The 14,953-nt window shown below is 61.8% G+C and carries 13 protein-coding genes and 2 tRNA genes; 10 read left to right on the top strand and 5 right to left on the bottom strand.

What is annotated here, in order from left to right; translation table 11 throughout:
• Position 1: 1 nt before the first annotated feature.
• Entirely contained in the window at positions 2-955 is a 954-nt protein-coding gene (trxB, locus tag NHH88_23635) for a thioredoxin-disulfide reductase (protein USX12658.1), read from the bottom strand.
• A 222-nt stretch (positions 956-1,177) separates the two neighbouring features.
• On the opposite strand from trxB, the gene NHH88_23630 reads away from it, so the two are divergent.
• The 4 genes from NHH88_23630 (at position 1,178) to NHH88_23615 (ending at position 6,534) form a co-directional block, all read left to right on the top strand.
• On the top strand, positions 1,178-3,559 hold the full coding sequence (locus NHH88_23630) for a DNA translocase FtsK 4TM domain-containing protein (protein USX12657.1): 2,382 nt from the start codon (positions 1,178-1,180) through the stop codon (positions 3,557-3,559).
• A gap of 18 nt (positions 3,560-3,577) precedes the next feature.
• Positions 3,578-4,210, top strand: a complete 633-nt coding sequence (lolA, locus tag NHH88_23625) for an outer membrane lipoprotein chaperone LolA (GenBank protein USX12656.1) — start codon at positions 3,578-3,580, stop codon at positions 4,208-4,210.
• A 66-nt stretch (positions 4,211-4,276) separates the two neighbouring features.
• On the top strand, positions 4,277-5,581 hold the full coding sequence (locus tag NHH88_23620; protein ID USX12655.1) for a replication-associated recombination protein A: 1,305 nt from the start codon (positions 4,277-4,279) through the stop codon (positions 5,579-5,581).
• Between the two features lie 113 nt (positions 5,582-5,694).
• Positions 5,695-6,534 carry an alpha/beta hydrolase gene (locus tag NHH88_23615; GenBank protein USX12654.1) on the top strand — a complete coding sequence of 280 codons (840 nt, stop codon included), beginning with the start codon at positions 5,695-5,697 and terminating at the stop codon, positions 6,532-6,534.
• A 194-nt stretch (positions 6,535-6,728) separates the two neighbouring features.
• On the opposite strand, the gene NHH88_23610 is transcribed toward NHH88_23615, so the two are convergent.
• Together NHH88_23610 and NHH88_23605 are read right to left on the bottom strand one after the other, a co-directional pair.
• Positions 6,729-7,148 (bottom strand): hypothetical protein, encoded by a 420-nt coding sequence (locus NHH88_23610; GenBank protein USX12653.1) that lies wholly within the window; start codon positions 7,146-7,148, stop codon positions 6,729-6,731.
• A gap of 85 nt (positions 7,149-7,233) precedes the next feature.
• Complete coding sequence (locus NHH88_23605) at positions 7,234-7,557, bottom strand: DUF2917 domain-containing protein (GenBank protein ID USX12652.1); 324 nt, start codon at positions 7,555-7,557, stop codon at positions 7,234-7,236.
• 174 nt (positions 7,558-7,731) lie between these two features.
• On the opposite strand from NHH88_23605, the gene NHH88_23600 reads away from it, so the two are divergent.
• The 5 genes from NHH88_23600 (at position 7,732) to NHH88_23580 (ending at position 11,430) form a co-directional block, all read left to right on the top strand.
• A complete protein-coding gene (locus NHH88_23600; protein USX12651.1) occupies positions 7,732-9,177 on the top strand; it encodes a PLP-dependent aminotransferase family protein in 1,446 nt (481 codons plus the stop codon).
• 243 nt (positions 9,178-9,420) lie between these two features.
• Positions 9,421-9,627 (top strand): hypothetical protein, encoded by a 207-nt coding sequence (locus tag NHH88_23595; protein ID USX12650.1) that lies wholly within the window; start codon positions 9,421-9,423, stop codon positions 9,625-9,627.
• Positions 9,628-9,730: 103 nt separating this feature from the next.
• Positions 9,731-11,020, top strand: coding sequence for a serine--tRNA ligase (gene serS / locus NHH88_23590; protein ID USX12649.1), 1,290 nt, complete (start codon positions 9,731-9,733; stop codon positions 11,018-11,020).
• Positions 11,021-11,089: 69 nt separating this feature from the next.
• A tRNA-Ser gene (locus NHH88_23585) sits at positions 11,090-11,179 on the top strand.
• 161 nt (positions 11,180-11,340) lie between these two features.
• Positions 11,341-11,430, top strand: a tRNA-Ser gene (locus tag NHH88_23580).
• 116 nt (positions 11,431-11,546) lie between these two features.
• Here the strand turns inward: NHH88_23580 and NHH88_23575 are convergent.
• Entirely contained in the window at positions 11,547-12,920 is a 1,374-nt protein-coding gene (locus tag NHH88_23575; GenBank protein USX12648.1) for a M20/M25/M40 family metallo-hydrolase, read from the bottom strand.
• The gene (locus tag NHH88_23570; GenBank protein USX12647.1) at positions 12,917-13,900 is read right to left on the bottom strand and encodes an MBL fold metallo-hydrolase; all 984 of its coding nucleotides are present in this window, start codon (positions 13,898-13,900) and stop codon (positions 12,917-12,919) included. Before NHH88_23570 ends, NHH88_23575 begins: the two co-directional genes overlap by 4 nt.
• A gap of 152 nt (positions 13,901-14,052) precedes the next feature.
• Between NHH88_23570 and NHH88_23565 the strand changes: the two genes are divergently transcribed.
• Positions 14,053-14,940, top strand: a complete 888-nt coding sequence (locus NHH88_23565; protein ID USX12646.1) for a LysR family transcriptional regulator — start codon at positions 14,053-14,055, stop codon at positions 14,938-14,940.
• Positions 14,941-14,953: the final 13 nt, after the last annotated feature.

The following is a 14,953-nucleotide window of genomic DNA, read 5'->3' as shown; positions in this document are numbered from 1 at the left end:
GTTACTCCTGCGCTTCCAGGTAGCGCTGCGCGTCCAGGGCGGCCATGCAACCGGTGCCGGCGCTGGTGATCGCCTGACGGTAGATGTGGTCCTGCACGTCGCCGGCGGCGAACACGCCTGGCGCGCTGGTGGCGGTGAACATGCCCTCGGTGCCGGCCTTGGTCTTGATGTAGCCGTTGTGCATGTCCAGCTGGCCTTCGAAGATGCCGGTGTTCGGCTTGTGGCCGATCGCCACGAACAGGCCGTGCACGCTGATGTCGGTGACGTCGCCGGTGTCGGTCGACTGGATCTTCAGGCCGGTGACGCCGCTGTCGTTGCCGACCACTTCCTGCAGGGTGTGGTTGTACTTGATCTCGATCTTGCCTTCGGCGACCTTGGCGTTCAGGCGGTCGATCAGGATCGGCTCGGCGCGGAACTTGTTGCGGCGGTGGATCAGGGTGACCTTGGTGGCGATGTTCGACAGGTACAGCGCTTCCTCGACGGCGGTGTTGCCGCCGCCGATGACGGCCACTTCCTGGTTGCGATAGAAGAAACCGTCGCAGGTGGCGCAGGCGGACACGCCTTTACCCATGAAAGCCTGTTCCGACGGCAGACCCAGGTACTGGGCCGAAGCGCCGGTGGCGATGATCAGGGTGTCGCAGGTGAATTCGTTGCTGTCGCCCTTCAGACGGATCGGACGCGCGGCCAGGTCCACGGTGTGGATGTGGTCGAACACGATCTCGGTGTTGAACTTTTCCGCGTGTTGCAGCAGGCGCTGCATCAGGTCCGGGCCTTGCACGCCCATCGGGTCGCCGGGCCAGTTTTCCACGTCCGTGGTGGTCATCAGCTGGCCGCCTTGCTCCATGCCGGTGACCAGCATCGGGTTCAGGTTGGCGCGGGCGGCGTAGACGGCGGCACTGTAGCCGGCGGGACCGGAGCCAAGGATCAGTACGCGGGCGTGTTTAGGAGTGGTCATGGAGGGCTTCTTAATATGTTGGATTAATCCGAATTTGGGGGCGTTTAGAGTGGAGGCAAGGGCGACCGGGTTTCAGTAACCATTGCATTCACGCAGGCAATACAAGATTATAGTGCAACCAGGCTTGGAGGATGAATCGTCGGGCCGTATGTACTGCTGATGACGTAAAATACCCATATATGAATATTTCCTCCTCGCTAACGTTGCAACACCTTAATACCTATGAGCAGTAAAAAAGTTCAGGAGCGAGTGCCAAAAACTGGAACTTCCTCCTCGCCGGGCTATACCCGCACCCCGACCGAGCGCCAACCACTGCCAAACCGGCTGGTGCGGCTGCTGTCGGAGGCGCGCTGGCTCGCGCTGGCCGTGCTGGGCCTGTATTTCGTTCTGATCCTGGCCAGCTACAACAAAATGGACCCGGGCTGGTCGCACGAGACCCTGGTTCCCAAAGTTACCAACCTGGGCGGGCGCGCCGGCGCCTGGCTGTCGGACCTGTTGCTGTATATCTTCGGTATCTCCGCTTGGTGGTGGGCGTTTTGCCTGCTGCGCCTGGTCTGGAACGGCTACCGCCAGCTGACCCAAAAATACGTGATGTCGAAGGAAGCGGACCCCGAGCACGCGCAGGAGGGGCTGATACGCGCGATCGGCTTCCTGCTGCTGTTCGCCGGCAGCGTCGGGCTCGAATACCTGCGCATGTACTCGCTGCACGCGGAACTGCCGCGCGCGCCGGGCGGCGTGCTGGGCGAGCTGATCGGTCATTCCGCTCACGTGGCGTTCGGTTTCACCGGCGCGACCTTGCTGTTGCTGCTGCTGTTCGGCCTGGGTTTCAGCCTGTTCTTCCACGTGTCGTGGCTGGCCGTGGCCGAGCGCATCGGCTACGCCATCGAGACCGGCATCGAATGGTTCATCCAGCGCTACCAGTACCGCGAAGACCGCCGCCAGGGCGAAGTGGCCGCCGTCAAGCGCGAGGAAGTGGTTGTCATCGAGCGCGCCAAGCATGTGGAAAAACACGTGGTGTCTGCGCCGGTCAAGATCGAGCCGCAGGTGGTGGCGGTGGTCAAGTCCGAGCGCGTCGAGAAGGAACGCCAGGCAGTGCTGTTCCAGGACCTGAGCGGGGACGGCCAGTTGCCCCCATTGTCGCTGCTGGACGAGGCCGCCGAGGTGCAGGAAACCGTGTCCGTCGAGACCTTGGAATTCACCAGCCGCCTGATCGAGAAAAAGCTGTCGGACTTCGGCGTCGAAGCCAAGGTCGTGGCGGCGTATCCGGGTCCGGTGGTCACCCGTTACGAGATCGAACCGGCCACCGGCGTCAAGGGCAGCCAGATCGTCGGCCTGGCGCGCGATTTGGCGCGCTCGCTGTCGCTGACGTCGATCCGCGTGGTAGAAACCATCCCCGGCAAAAATTACATGGCGCTGGAGCTGCCGAACGCCAAGCGCCAGATCGTGCGCCTGAGCGAGATCGTCGGTTCCAAGGTCTACAACGACAATCCGTCGCCGCTGACCGTGGCGCTGGGCAAGGACATCGCCGGCAAGGCCGTGGTGGCCGACCTGGCGAAGATGCCGCACTTGCTGGTGGCCGGTACCACAGGCTCGGGTAAATCGGTGGGTATCAACGCCACCATCCTGTCGCTGCTGTACAAGTCCGATCCGGCCGACGTGCGCATGATCCTGATCGATCCGAAGATGCTGGAGATGTCGGTGTACGAAGGCATTCCGCACCTGCTGGCGCCGGTCGTGACCGACATGCGCCAGGCCGGCCACGCGCTGAATTGGGCCGTGAACGAGATGGAGCGCCGCTACAAGCTGATGTCCAAGCTGGGCGTGCGTAACCTGGCCGGCTACAACGCCAAGATCGCCGAGGCCAAGAAGCGCGAGGAACTGATCCCGAATCCGTTCAGCATCACGCCCGATTCGCCGGAGCCGCTGGAAAAACTGCCGACCATCGTCATCATCATCGACGAGCTGGCCGACCTGATGATGGTCGTCGGCAAAAAGGTCGAGGAATTGATCGCCCGTATCGCGCAAAAGGCTCGTGCGGCCGGTTTGCACTTGATTCTGGCGACGCAGCGTCCATCTGTGGATGTGATTACCGGCCTGATCAAGGCGAACATCCCGACCCGTATCGCGTTCCAGGTGTCGTCGAAGATCGACTCGCGCACCATTCTCGACCAGATGGGCGCGGAGGCGCTGCTGGGCATGGGCGACATGCTGTACATGCCGCCGGGGACGGGCTTGCCGGTGCGTGTCCACGGCGCGTTCGTCTCCGATGACGAGGTGCACCGCGTCGTCAAGCACCTCAAGACCACGGGCGAGCCGAACTATATCGACGGCATCCTCGAAGGCGGCACCCTGGAAGGCGAGGGCGGCGCCGATGGCGCGGCAGCCGGCGAGGGCGGCGGCGAAGCCGATCCGATGTACGACCAGGCGGTGCAGGTGGTGTTGAAGAACCGTCGCGCCTCGATTTCGCTGGTGCAGCGCCATTTGCGCATCGGCTATAACCGCGCGGCGCGTTTGCTGGAACAGATGGAAAATAGCGGTGTCGTGTCGCCGATGCAATCGAACGGCAACCGCGAGATCCTGGCGCCCGCCGCCAGTGCTGAATAACCAAGGAATAGACAACGTATGAAGTATTTGAAAAACGTAGCGGCACTGGCCGCCGGCCTGCTGCTGGCGGGCGCGGCCGGCGCCACGGCGCTGGACCAGTTTAAGACCTTCGTCGCCTCGACCAAGGCGGCCAAGGGCGAGTTCACCCAGCGCCAGGTCAAGAACACCAACGGCGAGGCCGCCAAGCCGACGCCGCCGTCGAGCGGCACCTTCCTGTTCGCCCGTCCGGGCAAGTTCATCTGGACGTATGTGAAACCCTACGACCAGGTGCTGCAGGCCGACGGCGAAAAGCTGTACGTCTACGACAAGGACCTGAACCAGGTCACCGTCAAGCAGCTGGGCAGCGCGCTGGGTTCGTCGCCGGCGGCGATTCTGTTCGGCAGCAACGATCTGGAAAAGAACTTCACCCTGTCGGAAGCGGGCACCAGGGATGGCATGGAATGGCTCAAGGCCGTGCCGAAAGCCAAGGACACCAGCTTCGAGCAAATCAGCATCGGCCTGCGCGACGGCTTGCCGCAAGCGATGGAACTGAAGGACTCCTTCGGCCAGACCTCGCTGCTGACGTTCAGCAAATTCGAGAAAAATCCCGCGCTGACTGCGACGAGCTTTAAATTCGTCATGCCGAAAGGCGCGGACGTGTTCAATAATTAAAGATTAAAGTATGCAGTGATAACGCCGCAGCTGCGACGCTGCGGCGTTTTTCCATTCTGAGACACTATGGCTGACCTATTTGCAACAGAACCGCGCCAGCCGCTCGCCGAAGCACTGCGGCCCAAGACGCTCGATGACGTGATCGGCCAGCACCACCTGCTGGGGCCGGGCAAGCCGCTGCGCCTGGCGTTCGAGTCGGGCCAGCCGCATTCGATGATTTTGTGGGGGCCGCCGGGTGTCGGCAAGACCACCCTGGCGCGGCTGACGGCCAACGCCTTCGAATGCGAGTTCATCGCCTTGTCGGCCGTATTCTCGGGCGTGAAGGATATCCGCGCCGCGATGGAGCAGGCGCAGCAGAATCTGACGATGGGCAAGCACACCATCCTGTTCGTCGACGAGATCCACCGTTTCAACAAGTCGCAGCAGGACGCGCTGCTGCCGTACGCCGAGTCCGGCCTGGTCACCTTGATCGGCGCGACGACGGAAAATCCCTCGTTCGAGGTCAACTCGGCGCTGCTGTCGCGGGCGCAAGTTTACGTGCTGCAATCGTTCAACGAGGACGAACTGAAGCAACTGGTCGCCAAGGCGCGCGCCAAGGTGCTGGCGCATCTGGAGTTCGACGACGCCGCCATCGACACCTTGATCGGCTATGCCGACGGCGACGGCCGCCGCCTGCTCAACCTGCTGGAGCAAACCAGCACGGCGGCCAACGCCGCCAAGACCAACAAGGTCACCAGCGAGTTCATCCAGAACGCGCTGACCCTGAACGCGCGCCGCTTCGACAAGGGCGGCGACAATTTCTACGACCAGATCTCGGCACTGCACAAGTCGGTGCGCGGCTCGAACCCGGACGCCGCGCTGTACTGGCTGTGCCGCATGCTAGACGGCGGCGCCGACGCCAAATACCTGTCGCGCCGCATCGTGCGCATGGCTTGGGAAGACATCGGCCTGGCCGATCCGCGCGCCATGCAGCTGGCCAACGACGCCGCCGCCACCTTTGAGCGGCTCGGCTCGCCGGAAGGGGAGCTGGCGCTGGGGCAGGCGGTGATCTACCTGGCCATCGCCGCCAAGAGCAACGCCGGCTACAACGCCTTCAACCAGGCCATGGCGTTTGTGAAGAAGGACAAGTCGCGCGAAGTGCCGGTCCACCTGCGCAACGCGCCGACCAAGCTGATGAAGGAACTGGGCTACGGTCACGAGTACCGCTACGCGCACGACGAACCGCATGCCTACGCGGCTGGCGAAACCTACTTCCCGGACGATATGCGCGAGCCGGGCTGGTATCAGCCGGTGCCGCGCGGCATGGAGAGCAAGATCGCCGACAAGATGGCCTTCCTGCGCAAGCTCGATGAAGACGCCGGTAAACACTGATCGCCGACCCGCACTGCCAGGCGGGGTCTGACCCCTTGGGGTCAGACCCCTAAGCGGCGATGCTTTCGTATCGCTAAATGCGGGCGGGTTAATTTTTAGAATTGAGGAACAGCATGCAGCAAGTGATCGTGGTCGATGATATCGACGTGTACATCGAAGGCGGGGTGGAGGGTTCCGAGACGATCGTCATGATCCACGGCTGGCCGGACACGTACCGGCTGTGGGATGCGCAGGTCGAGGAGCTCAAGAGCCGCTATCGCTGCGTGCGCTTCACCTTGCCGGGCTTCGACCTCGGCAAGCCGCGCCGCGCGTACTCGCTCGACGCGACGATGCGCATCCTGTTGCACATCGTCGCAGCCGTCAACCAGAAGCAGAAGGTGACGCTGATGCTGCACGACTGGGGCTGCGTGTTCGGCTATGAGTTTTATATGCGTAACAAGGGGCTGGTGTCGGCGATCGTCGGCGTCGACATCGGCGACGCCAATTCGGACGCCACGGACCGTTCGCGCACGTTCGGACAGAAGCTGATGGTCAGCGGCTATCAGAACATCCTGTCGCTGGCCTGGGCCATCGGCGGGCCGATCGGCAACATGATCACGCGCGGGATGGTGAACGCGATGAAGGTGCCGGCGCCGAAAAAGTACATCAGCTCGGCGATGAACTTCCCGTATTACATCCTGACGGCGGGCGCGGCGGGATCGTACCGGTCGCTGGTGCCGTTCTTCCCCAAGGTGCCGATGCTGTTCATCTACGGCATGCGCAAGCCGTTCATGTTCCACTCGACACAGTGGCGCGACAAGCTGGCGGCGAAGGAGGGCTGCAAGGTGGTGGCGATGAACACCGATCACTGGCCGATGGTGCGCGACCCGGACGGGTTCAACCAGGCTGTGCTGGAATGGCTGGAAAAGCCGGCCGCAAAAGAAGAAGCCGCCGGCGAAGACGCGGCGGCTTGATCTCATGCATTGAGGCGGATGCGAATCGTGGAAACACGTAGGGCGGATTAGCGAAGCGTAATCGGCCATGTATGCGCCGCTGGCGGCTCACACATGGCCGATTACGGCGTTCCGCCTAATCCGCCCTACGTGTTTATGCGTTCATTCCGGCGTTGCGGCCGAACGAGGCGCCAAAGCGAGGCGCCCAGCTTGCGTCAACGCAGTTTGATCGGCTTGTAATACGGCGCGAACGGTGGCGCTGGCAGCTGCACGCCGGCATACGCGTCACGGAAGCACGCGGCTTTGCGGTTCTCGACGTCGGTGGTGCTCTTCGTTACTTTGCCGGACGCATCCAGGGTCAGCACGATCACAACCGGATACTTGGACATGTCATGGCAATTGCCTTTCTCGTCCAGCTTCTTCGCGTTGTTATAGTTCAGCGAAACCTCTTCGTACTTGGTCGCCTTGTCGTTCGGGAACTGCTTGTTGAACTTGTCCATTTCGGCGGCGAAGTTCGGGTTGGCCGGTGGCGGCGCTTCATCGGCTGGCGGACCGCCAACGCCGAGCGTCGAGCAACCTGCGGCCAGAACCATCAATGCGCTCATCGCGCCCATCTTCAGAAATTGGTTTTTCAAATTATTCTCCTCGGGCTGTATTGTTGACGCATTGTACATATTATCGAGGAGTGCATGGCGCACGATTAGTTGCGTAGGTGAAATCCTACAGATGCAGACCGGAAAGGACTGTGGCAACTTTGTTTTGTAACCCCCGCCAGCCCACCGGCGCGGCGGTTTGCGCAGGCAGGCGAATGCGCACCACACCAGTTCCGGCCGCCTCGATCAGTATCAGGCCGTCATTCGGCACCTCGAACGTCAGCCCCCGGCGCAGCATGAAATCTGTGTGCTCGCCATAGGCGGTGATCCAGGCCGTGCCATCCAGGCATTCGATCTGCTGGCCGGCCGCGTTGGCGATGCGCAGCGGATGGTCCTGGGTCAAACGATATTCGGCCAAGCCTTGTTGTACGGTGACCAGTTGCGGTTTCATGATTGCTCCTGCACGTGAATGATGGAACCAGAATACGCAGCGGCGCCCGACCATAACAGATGCAGCGAATCGAAATTGTTACCATCACAGAGGCGATTTCGCTAAACTGTTATGGTCAAAATGATTGCTTGCTGTACCTGTCGGCGGAGGGTGGGGCTGGGCCACAATATCGAAATGCACATCAATTTGTACGAGCAGCTAGCCAACGAACTGGGCGGATTGATCGCCGGCCGCGTCTTCGCGCCCGGCGACCGCTTGCCGTCGATCCGTCATCTGGCGCAGCAGAAGCGTCTGTCGGTCAGCACCGTCATGCAGGCGCTGCGGCTGATGGAGGATCGCGGCCTGATCGAGGCCCGGCCGCAGGCGGGCTACTACGTGCGTCACCGTTCCCGCACGATGGCGGTGATGACCGACGCCGTGCACCTGCAGGAGCCGGCCTATGTCGGCATCAATAATCTGTTGATGCGGGTGCTGAAGGCCAACGAGGAGCCCGACGTCGTGCAGCTCGGCTCGGCGTGGCCGCTCGACGAGCTGCTGCCCATGAAGCGCATGCAAAAGATCGTGGCGGCGGTGGCGCGGCGCGATTCGGCGCTGCTGAGCTCTGTAAGCTGCTACGAGACCAACCATCCCGAATTCACGCGCCAGATCCTGAGAAGGGCGCTGGACTGGGGGCGCCTTGACCCGGCCGAGATCGTCGTCACGACCTCCTGCACGGAGGCGATCAGCCTGTGCCTGCGCGCCGTCGCCAAGCCCGGCGACACCGTCGCGATCGAATCGGCCAGCTATTTCGTGCTGCTGCAGCTGATCGAATCGCTGGGAATGAAGGCGCTGGAAATCCCCACCCATCCGAAGACCGGGCCGTCGATCGACGCGCTCGAGCTGGCGATGAACGCCGGCCTGGTGCAGGCCGTGCTCTTCGTACCGAACGCCAACAATCCGCTCGGCTGCATCATGCCGGAGGCGAACAAGAAGCGGCTGGCGGGTTTGCTGTCGCGGCACAACGTACCGTTGATCGAGGACGACGTGTACGGCGAGCTGTGCTTCACGCCGGAGCGGCCGTGGCCGGTCAAGGCGTACGACACCAGCGGCCACGTCATGCTGTGCTCGTCCTTTTCGAAGGCGGTCAGTCCCGGGGCGCGCGTCGGCTACGTGCTGGCGGGGCGCTACGCGCAGGATGTGGCGGTGCTCAAGATGGTGTCGAGCGGCGCCACCAGCCACTTCTTCCAGGCGGTGCTGGCCGAGTTCCTGACCGGCAGCGCCTATGAGAACCAGTTGCGCAAGATGCGCAGGGCGCTGTCGCAGCGCATCGCCCGCATGTCGGACGCGGTCTGCGCCGCGTTCCCGCAGCAGTGCACGGTGTCGGAGCCGCAGGGCGGCTTCGTGGTGTGGGTCAGCATGCCGGAGCAGGTCGACGCGCTGGTGCTGCACCAGCGCGCGCACGAGGCCGGGGTGGCTTGCATGCCGGGGCAGTTGTTCTCGGCGTCTGGCAAATACAGCAACTTTATCCGGCTCAATTGCGGCAACGCGTGGAGTCCGCAGGTGGAGGCTGCAGTTGCCAAGCTAGGCGCGCTGGTCCATAGGCTCGCCGACGACGCGCCAGCGCTGCGCACCGCCGCTTGATCTAATCTGGATGTCTCGACGGCGCACGCATTGGCCGATTACGCTGCGCTAATCCGCCCTACGTGCCTCCGTGGTATCTCAAGCGTCCCGATGCTTCGGCCGGGCACCGCTTTTTGCACTTCATCCGCCGTTTCCGGCGCTTCGTCGCATCCCGGTGGTTTCGCATAGGCCCTTTAGGTACAGTACAACCATACCAAAGCGGCAGACATAAGTCGGTCGAAACCACCACCCCAGGGAGCTATCATGAACATCGCTAAAAACATGGAAACCATCTTCGTCACCGTCGCCATCATCGCAGGCGCCACCACCTTCGCCACCGCCGCCGACGCACCCGCGATCAAGATCGCCGCCGACCGGAGCGTTGCCCACGTCGCCACCGTCAAGGCCGACATGCCGGTCGTCACCGTGACTGCCAAGCGCCTGACCGCCGCCGAAAAAGCCGCCCTGTAATCAAGCCGGCGGTTGCACCAGCCGGCGGGCTGCTCAAAACTCGCAAGGAAGTGGCATCCTCTTGGTACAATTGACGTTTTCGATACAAACGGCACTTGTCCCCATGATTGATATCCAACTTCTCCGCAAAGATATAGCCAACGTCGCCGCGCGCCTGGCGACCCGCAAGTACCAGCTCGATGTGGAAGCGTTCAACGCCCTCGAAGCTGAACGGAAAGCGATCCAGACGCGCACCGAAGAGCTGCAGGGCAAGCGTAACTCGCAGTCAAAGCTGATCGGCATGATGAAGGGCAAGGGCGAAGACACCACGGCGATCATGGCCGAAGTGGCCGGCCTGGGCGACGAGCTCAAGGCCAATGAAACCGCGCTGTCGGCGGTGCAGGCCAAGCTGGCCGATTTCATGCAGGCGATCCCGAACCTGCCGCACGAATCGGTCCCGCAAGGCACGGATGAATCGGGCAACGTCGAAGTGCGCAAGGTCGGCACGCCGCGCAGCTTCGACTTCGAAGTGAAGGACCACGTCGACGTCGGCGCGCCGCTGGGCCTGGACTTTGAAGTGGCCACCAAGCTGACCGGCACGCGCTTCTCGGTCATGAAAGGCGGCATCGCCCGTCTGCACCGCGCGCTGGCGCAGTTCATGCTGAACACCCACACCGACGAGCACGGCTACACGGAGTGCTATACGCCGTACATGGTCAACGCCGACTCGCTGCGCGGCACCGGCCAGTTGCCGAAGTTTGAAGCCGACCTGTTCTCGGTGAAAAAAGGCGGCGTCGAAGGCGAGGGCGAGACCTTCTACCTGATCCCGACGTCGGAAGTGTCGCTGACCAACATCGTGCGCGACGAAATCCTGGCGGCCGACAGCCTGCCGCTGAAGATGACCGCGCACACGCCATGCTTCCGCTCGGAAGCGGGCAGCTACGGCCGCGACACGCGCGGCATGATCCGCCAGCACCAGTTCGACAAGGTCGAAATGGTGCAGGTGGTGCATCCGGACACCTCGTACGCCGTGCTGGACGAAATGGTCGGCCACGCCGAAACGATTTTGCAGCGCCTGGGACTGCCGTACCGCGTGATGTCGCTGTGCACCGGCGACATGGGCTTCGGCGCCACCAAGACCTTCGATCTGGAAGTGTGGCTGCCGGCGCAGAACACCTACCGCGAAATTTCGTCGCTGTCGAACTGCGAAGCCTTCCAGGCGCGCCGCATGCAGGCGCGTTTCCGCAACGCCCAGGGCAAGCCGGAGTTGCTGCATACGCTCAACGGTTCGGGCCTGGCGGTGGGGCGCACCCTGGTCGCCGTGCTGGAGAACTACCAGCAGGCCGACGGCAGCGTCGAGATCCCGGAAGTGCTGCGTCCATACATGGGCGGCCTGACGCATCTGAAGGCTTAAAAAATAGTCCTTCCTTTTTTGCTGCGGGCTGCTATAATCTTGCCTTCTCGCAGCAGTGACGCGGGAAAAGGAGAGGTGGCAGAGTGGTCGAATGTACTTGACTCGAAATCAAGCGTACGTTAAATCGTACCGTGGGTTCGAATCCCACCCTCTCCGCCAGTATTTAGAAAAACCCGCTTCGGCGGGTTTTTTCATGGGCGTTCGTTTTTTTATCGCATAGCATTGCTGCCGGTGTAAAAAACGTTACTCAAAAGCTTCCGCAATGATGGCGGCTTGTTATATAATCTTGCCTTCGCCGAACAGGCGGTGCAGGACCATTAGGAGAGGTGGCAGAGTGGTCGAATGTACTTGACTCGAAATCAAGCGTACGTTAAATCGTACCGTGGGTTCGAATCCCACCCTCTCCGCCAGTAATATTAAAAACCCGCTTCGGCGGGTTTTTTCATTTCCGGAGAGGAGCGAGCGCAGCTCGCGCGTGGGATTCGAAGACTCGCGCGTACTCGCGCGAGGGCGGCCTGCGGGATGTTCAGTTTGCCATGAGCCACGCGAATGCGGCATATGCGGCAACGTTTTGTTGGAGGGCCGCAGGATCAATCTTGTCCAAGGTGTCGTTGTCACTATGGTGGTGGTCGAACAGACTGCTTGCATCTTGCGCCAACTGGGACCAAGGTACGTTTTGCTTTGCAACGAATCCAACATCGGGCCCAGGGTTGCCCGCTTGGCCGTCCAGCGCTACGCCCAGCGGACCGAGGACGCGCCGCATCGCCTCGGCGAGGGCAGGCGTTGGCGAAAAGTGGCGCAAAGCATAGATCCGACCCGCACCCCAATCGCTTTCGACGGCGATACGGTGATTGCGAAGATCGGTGATGTTCCTCCCCGCGTAATGTTTCGCGCCATGGAAACCGTTCTCTTCGTTGGCGAACAGCACAACCCTGACCGTATGCGACGGCTCGGCATGCAGCGCTTTCATCAATGCGCCGGCAGCCATGGTGACGGCCACGCCAAAGCCGTCATCTACCGCGCCCGTTCCAAGGTCCCAGGAATCGAGATGGGCGCCAAGCATCACAATGCCCGGATGCTCGCCGCGACCGGTGATCTCGCCAATCACGTTATGCGAGGTGTAAGTCGCGCTAGTATCGACAGCAATATCGAGCTTTATTTCCACCGCACGGCGGGAGGCGAGCAGGCGCTCCAGCAAATCGGTATCCGGACCGGAAAGCGCGGCGGCCGGGATTGCCGCACCGTCGTCGTAGACAACGCTGCCCGTATGCGGCAGGCGGTTGTTGTCCGTCCCCAGAGAGCGGATGAGCACGGCAACCGCACCCTTGCGGGCCGCGATCGACGCGGCATTCGTGCGCATGCTTAACACGTCGAGGTAGCCCGATCCGTCCGTGCGGCGCTCCATGCGCTGCGTCAGGAGCACGATCTTTCCCTTGATTGATGCGGCAGTCGCCCGCTGCAGTTCATCGGTATTGCGTAGCTGCACCACGTGGGCTTGAATGGTTCCGTTCGACCCCACGCTCCCACCAAGGGCGGTGATGGCCAGGCGATGTGGGGCGGGGGACGTCACGGAGGCGGATTCGGAAACGCGCCGCCACACGGGAAAAGTGACCGCTTCCTTATACACCTTGTCATAGCCGAGCGTTTTGAACTTGGCGACCGCCCACGCCACGGCGCGTGCATCGGCGGGCGAGCCCGCCGGACGGGCGCCAACTTCCGTAGTCAGAGATGCGACGATGTTGAAGGCGGTGTCGTCGCCAAGTGCACGCTCGCGCAGCGCCACTGCCGTCGCCTCGATACTATCCTCGGCCCTGGCGGTCTGTGGTTGGGTTGCGAGTACGGCAAAACACAGCGCAAGCCATGCACCGAAGTGCAATCGTCGAAAAGCCAAGGCCATCATCGTTGCGCGCCGTGGTGATCGTTCACATAGGGCGCTGGAATCCAGCGAAAGCCATTGCGGTCGGTTTGAACGTGGCCGATGCCGGGGAAGGCGAGATGGTCTGCCGCGATCAGGTAGCGGCCGGCGATCGCGTCGGCAATCGCACGTTTGCGCGTTGCGGCGGCGGCCTTCGGATCGACATCGAACACGATCGTGACTGCGGGCTTGGGTAGCTGAACCTCGGCCACGTGGATCAGATCACCCCAGAACATGAGCTTTTGCTGTTTGCTTTCAAGGAGATACAAGGTGTGTCCCGGGGTGTGCCCTGGTGCGGGGATGGTGCGAATTTCCGGGAACAGCTGAGTTTCGCCGCTGAACGTTTTTACCTTGCCGGCGTCGACATACGGTTTGACCTTGGCGATCGCCTCGTCGAAGTACTTCTTAGCACTGTCCGGCGCGCGAGCCCGATTCGCGGCGCTCAGCCAATAATCGACTTCTTTGCGGTCTATGTGCAGCGTTGCGTTTGGATACACCAGGCGCTGGCCATCCATCAGGCCCCCGGTGTGATCGGTATGGATGTGCGTGATCAGAATGTCCGTGATCTGTTCGGCGCCATAGCCGGCCGCTTTCAGGCTGACGGTCAGCTTGTTCAGGCCGGGTCCGTACAGCTCGCCGGTGCCCGCGTCCACCATTATGAGGCGGGTGGCGGTTTTGATGAGGAACGCGTTGACCGAGGCGTCGACGTCGGTGCCTTGGTAGGCGCGGGCAAGGTAGTTCGCTACCTCTTTCGGCGTCGTGTTTGTCAGTAGCTTATCGGCCGGGATCGGTACTGTCCCGTCCGATAAGGCGATCACTTCAAGGTCACCGACCCGGACATGTTGGAAGCCGGCTTGGATATGGCCGATTCTTGGTGGTTCCGGCGTTTGCGCGGTTGCTGCGCCGGTGGCGGTTGCTACAACCAGGCTAAATAGCGAGGCGGCGATACGGTGTAGTGTAGTCATGGCTAGTAAAATCTCGCGTAGAAGAATTTGGGATATATTGTTACGATCAGTTCGGCTGGAAACAAGTGTACGGTGGGCGGCAGCTTGCCGGTTAGTGGGTAGTTTCAATAGGAGGTATCGCCATCTTAGATATGAAGCGTTCAGAGCTGCATTTGCTGATCTCGCTGGATACGCTATTGGATGAACTGAACGTGACGCGCGCCGCCCAGCGCATGCACATCAGTCAGTCAACACTATCGGGCCATTTGTCGAGGCTGCGCGACATTTTCAAGGATCCGCTGCTCGTCCCTTCCGAGACCGGCCGTGGCATGGTGCCAACCGAAAAAGCGATCGCGCTACGCCCCCGATTGACTGACGCACTGGCGGTATTGCGCGACGCGGTATCCCAGCCGGATCACTTCGACCCGGCCGCTTCGGAAAGAACATTCACGATCGCCGCCAACGATAGTGTGTTCACTATTCTGGCGCTTGACGTCATGTCGATATTGATGCGGTACGACAATCCCAAATTACGTATGGCCGTGGTCCCGCCCGACGAAGTTGGCATCGTCGAGCGCATGGCGCGCGGCGAGATTGACCTGTTTCTCGGGGATATAGAAAGGGTTCCGGCGACGCTGAAAGCAAAATTTCTCCGCGAAGATCACTTCGTGCTGGCGCAGCGGCGGGCTCATCCCCGTGGACTTGTCGCCCCGAGTTTGCCGGAGTACTGCGCGCTACGTCACGTCGTCGTGTCCTCGCGTGCAGAGTTCGTCACCCATGTCGATTCGATTTTGACGAGCTTGGGCCATGCGCGCAACGTCGTTGCCGCAGTTCCCAATTACAACCAGGTTGCGCTGGTGCTGTCCCAGACCGATTGTGTCGCCACGTTGCCGAGGCATCTGCTGCAGCGCTACGCTAGCTTCGTCGATTTGCTGGAGCTTCCTTTCGCCGTCCCTTCATTCCGCCTGGCGATGGCCTGGCATCCGAGGGCCCACGGCGATCCCTCCAGTGTGTGGCTGCGCCAATGTTTTACACGTGCCTGTGGCCTGACGGACGATTAGCGGCACGGTTGGC

It is taken from the genome of Oxalobacteraceae bacterium OTU3CAMAD1, from assembly GCA_024123915.1.
Lineage (GTDB): Bacteria > Pseudomonadota > Gammaproteobacteria > Burkholderiales > Burkholderiaceae_D > Rugamonas.
Note: the sequence above shows the minus strand (reverse complement) of the source record. Positions and strands in the feature narration are given on the sequence as shown.

Bases quoted from the DNA above. Each gene is read 5' to 3' on its own strand.
- trxB (USX12658.1), bottom strand. From the start codon at position 955: ATGACCACTCCTAAACACGCCCGCGTACTGATCCTTGGCTCCGGTCCC.
- NHH88_23605 (USX12652.1), bottom strand. From the start codon at position 7,557: ATGAAACCGCAACTGGTCACCGTACAACAAGGCTTGGCCGAATATCGT.
- NHH88_23595 (USX12650.1), top strand. From the start codon at position 9,421: ATGAACATCGCTAAAAACATGGAAACCATCTTCGTCACCGTCGCCATC.
- NHH88_23600 (USX12651.1), top strand. From the start codon at position 7,732: ATGCACATCAATTTGTACGAGCAGCTAGCCAACGAACTGGGCGGATTG.
- NHH88_23615 (USX12654.1), top strand. From the start codon at position 5,695: ATGCAGCAAGTGATCGTGGTCGATGATATCGACGTGTACATCGAAGGC.
- NHH88_23620 (USX12655.1), top strand. From the start codon at position 4,277: ATGGCTGACCTATTTGCAACAGAACCGCGCCAGCCGCTCGCCGAAGCA.
- NHH88_23575 (USX12648.1), bottom strand. From the start codon at position 12,920: ATGATGGCCTTGGCTTTTCGACGATTGCACTTCGGTGCATGGCTTGCG.
- serS (USX12649.1), top strand. From the start codon at position 9,731: ATGATTGATATCCAACTTCTCCGCAAAGATATAGCCAACGTCGCCGCG.
- lolA (USX12656.1), top strand. From the start codon at position 3,578: ATGAAGTATTTGAAAAACGTAGCGGCACTGGCCGCCGGCCTGCTGCTG.
- NHH88_23630 (USX12657.1), top strand. From the start codon at position 1,178: ATGAGCAGTAAAAAAGTTCAGGAGCGAGTGCCAAAAACTGGAACTTCC.
- NHH88_23570 (USX12647.1), bottom strand. From the start codon at position 13,900: ATGACTACACTACACCGTATCGCCGCCTCGCTATTTAGCCTGGTTGTA.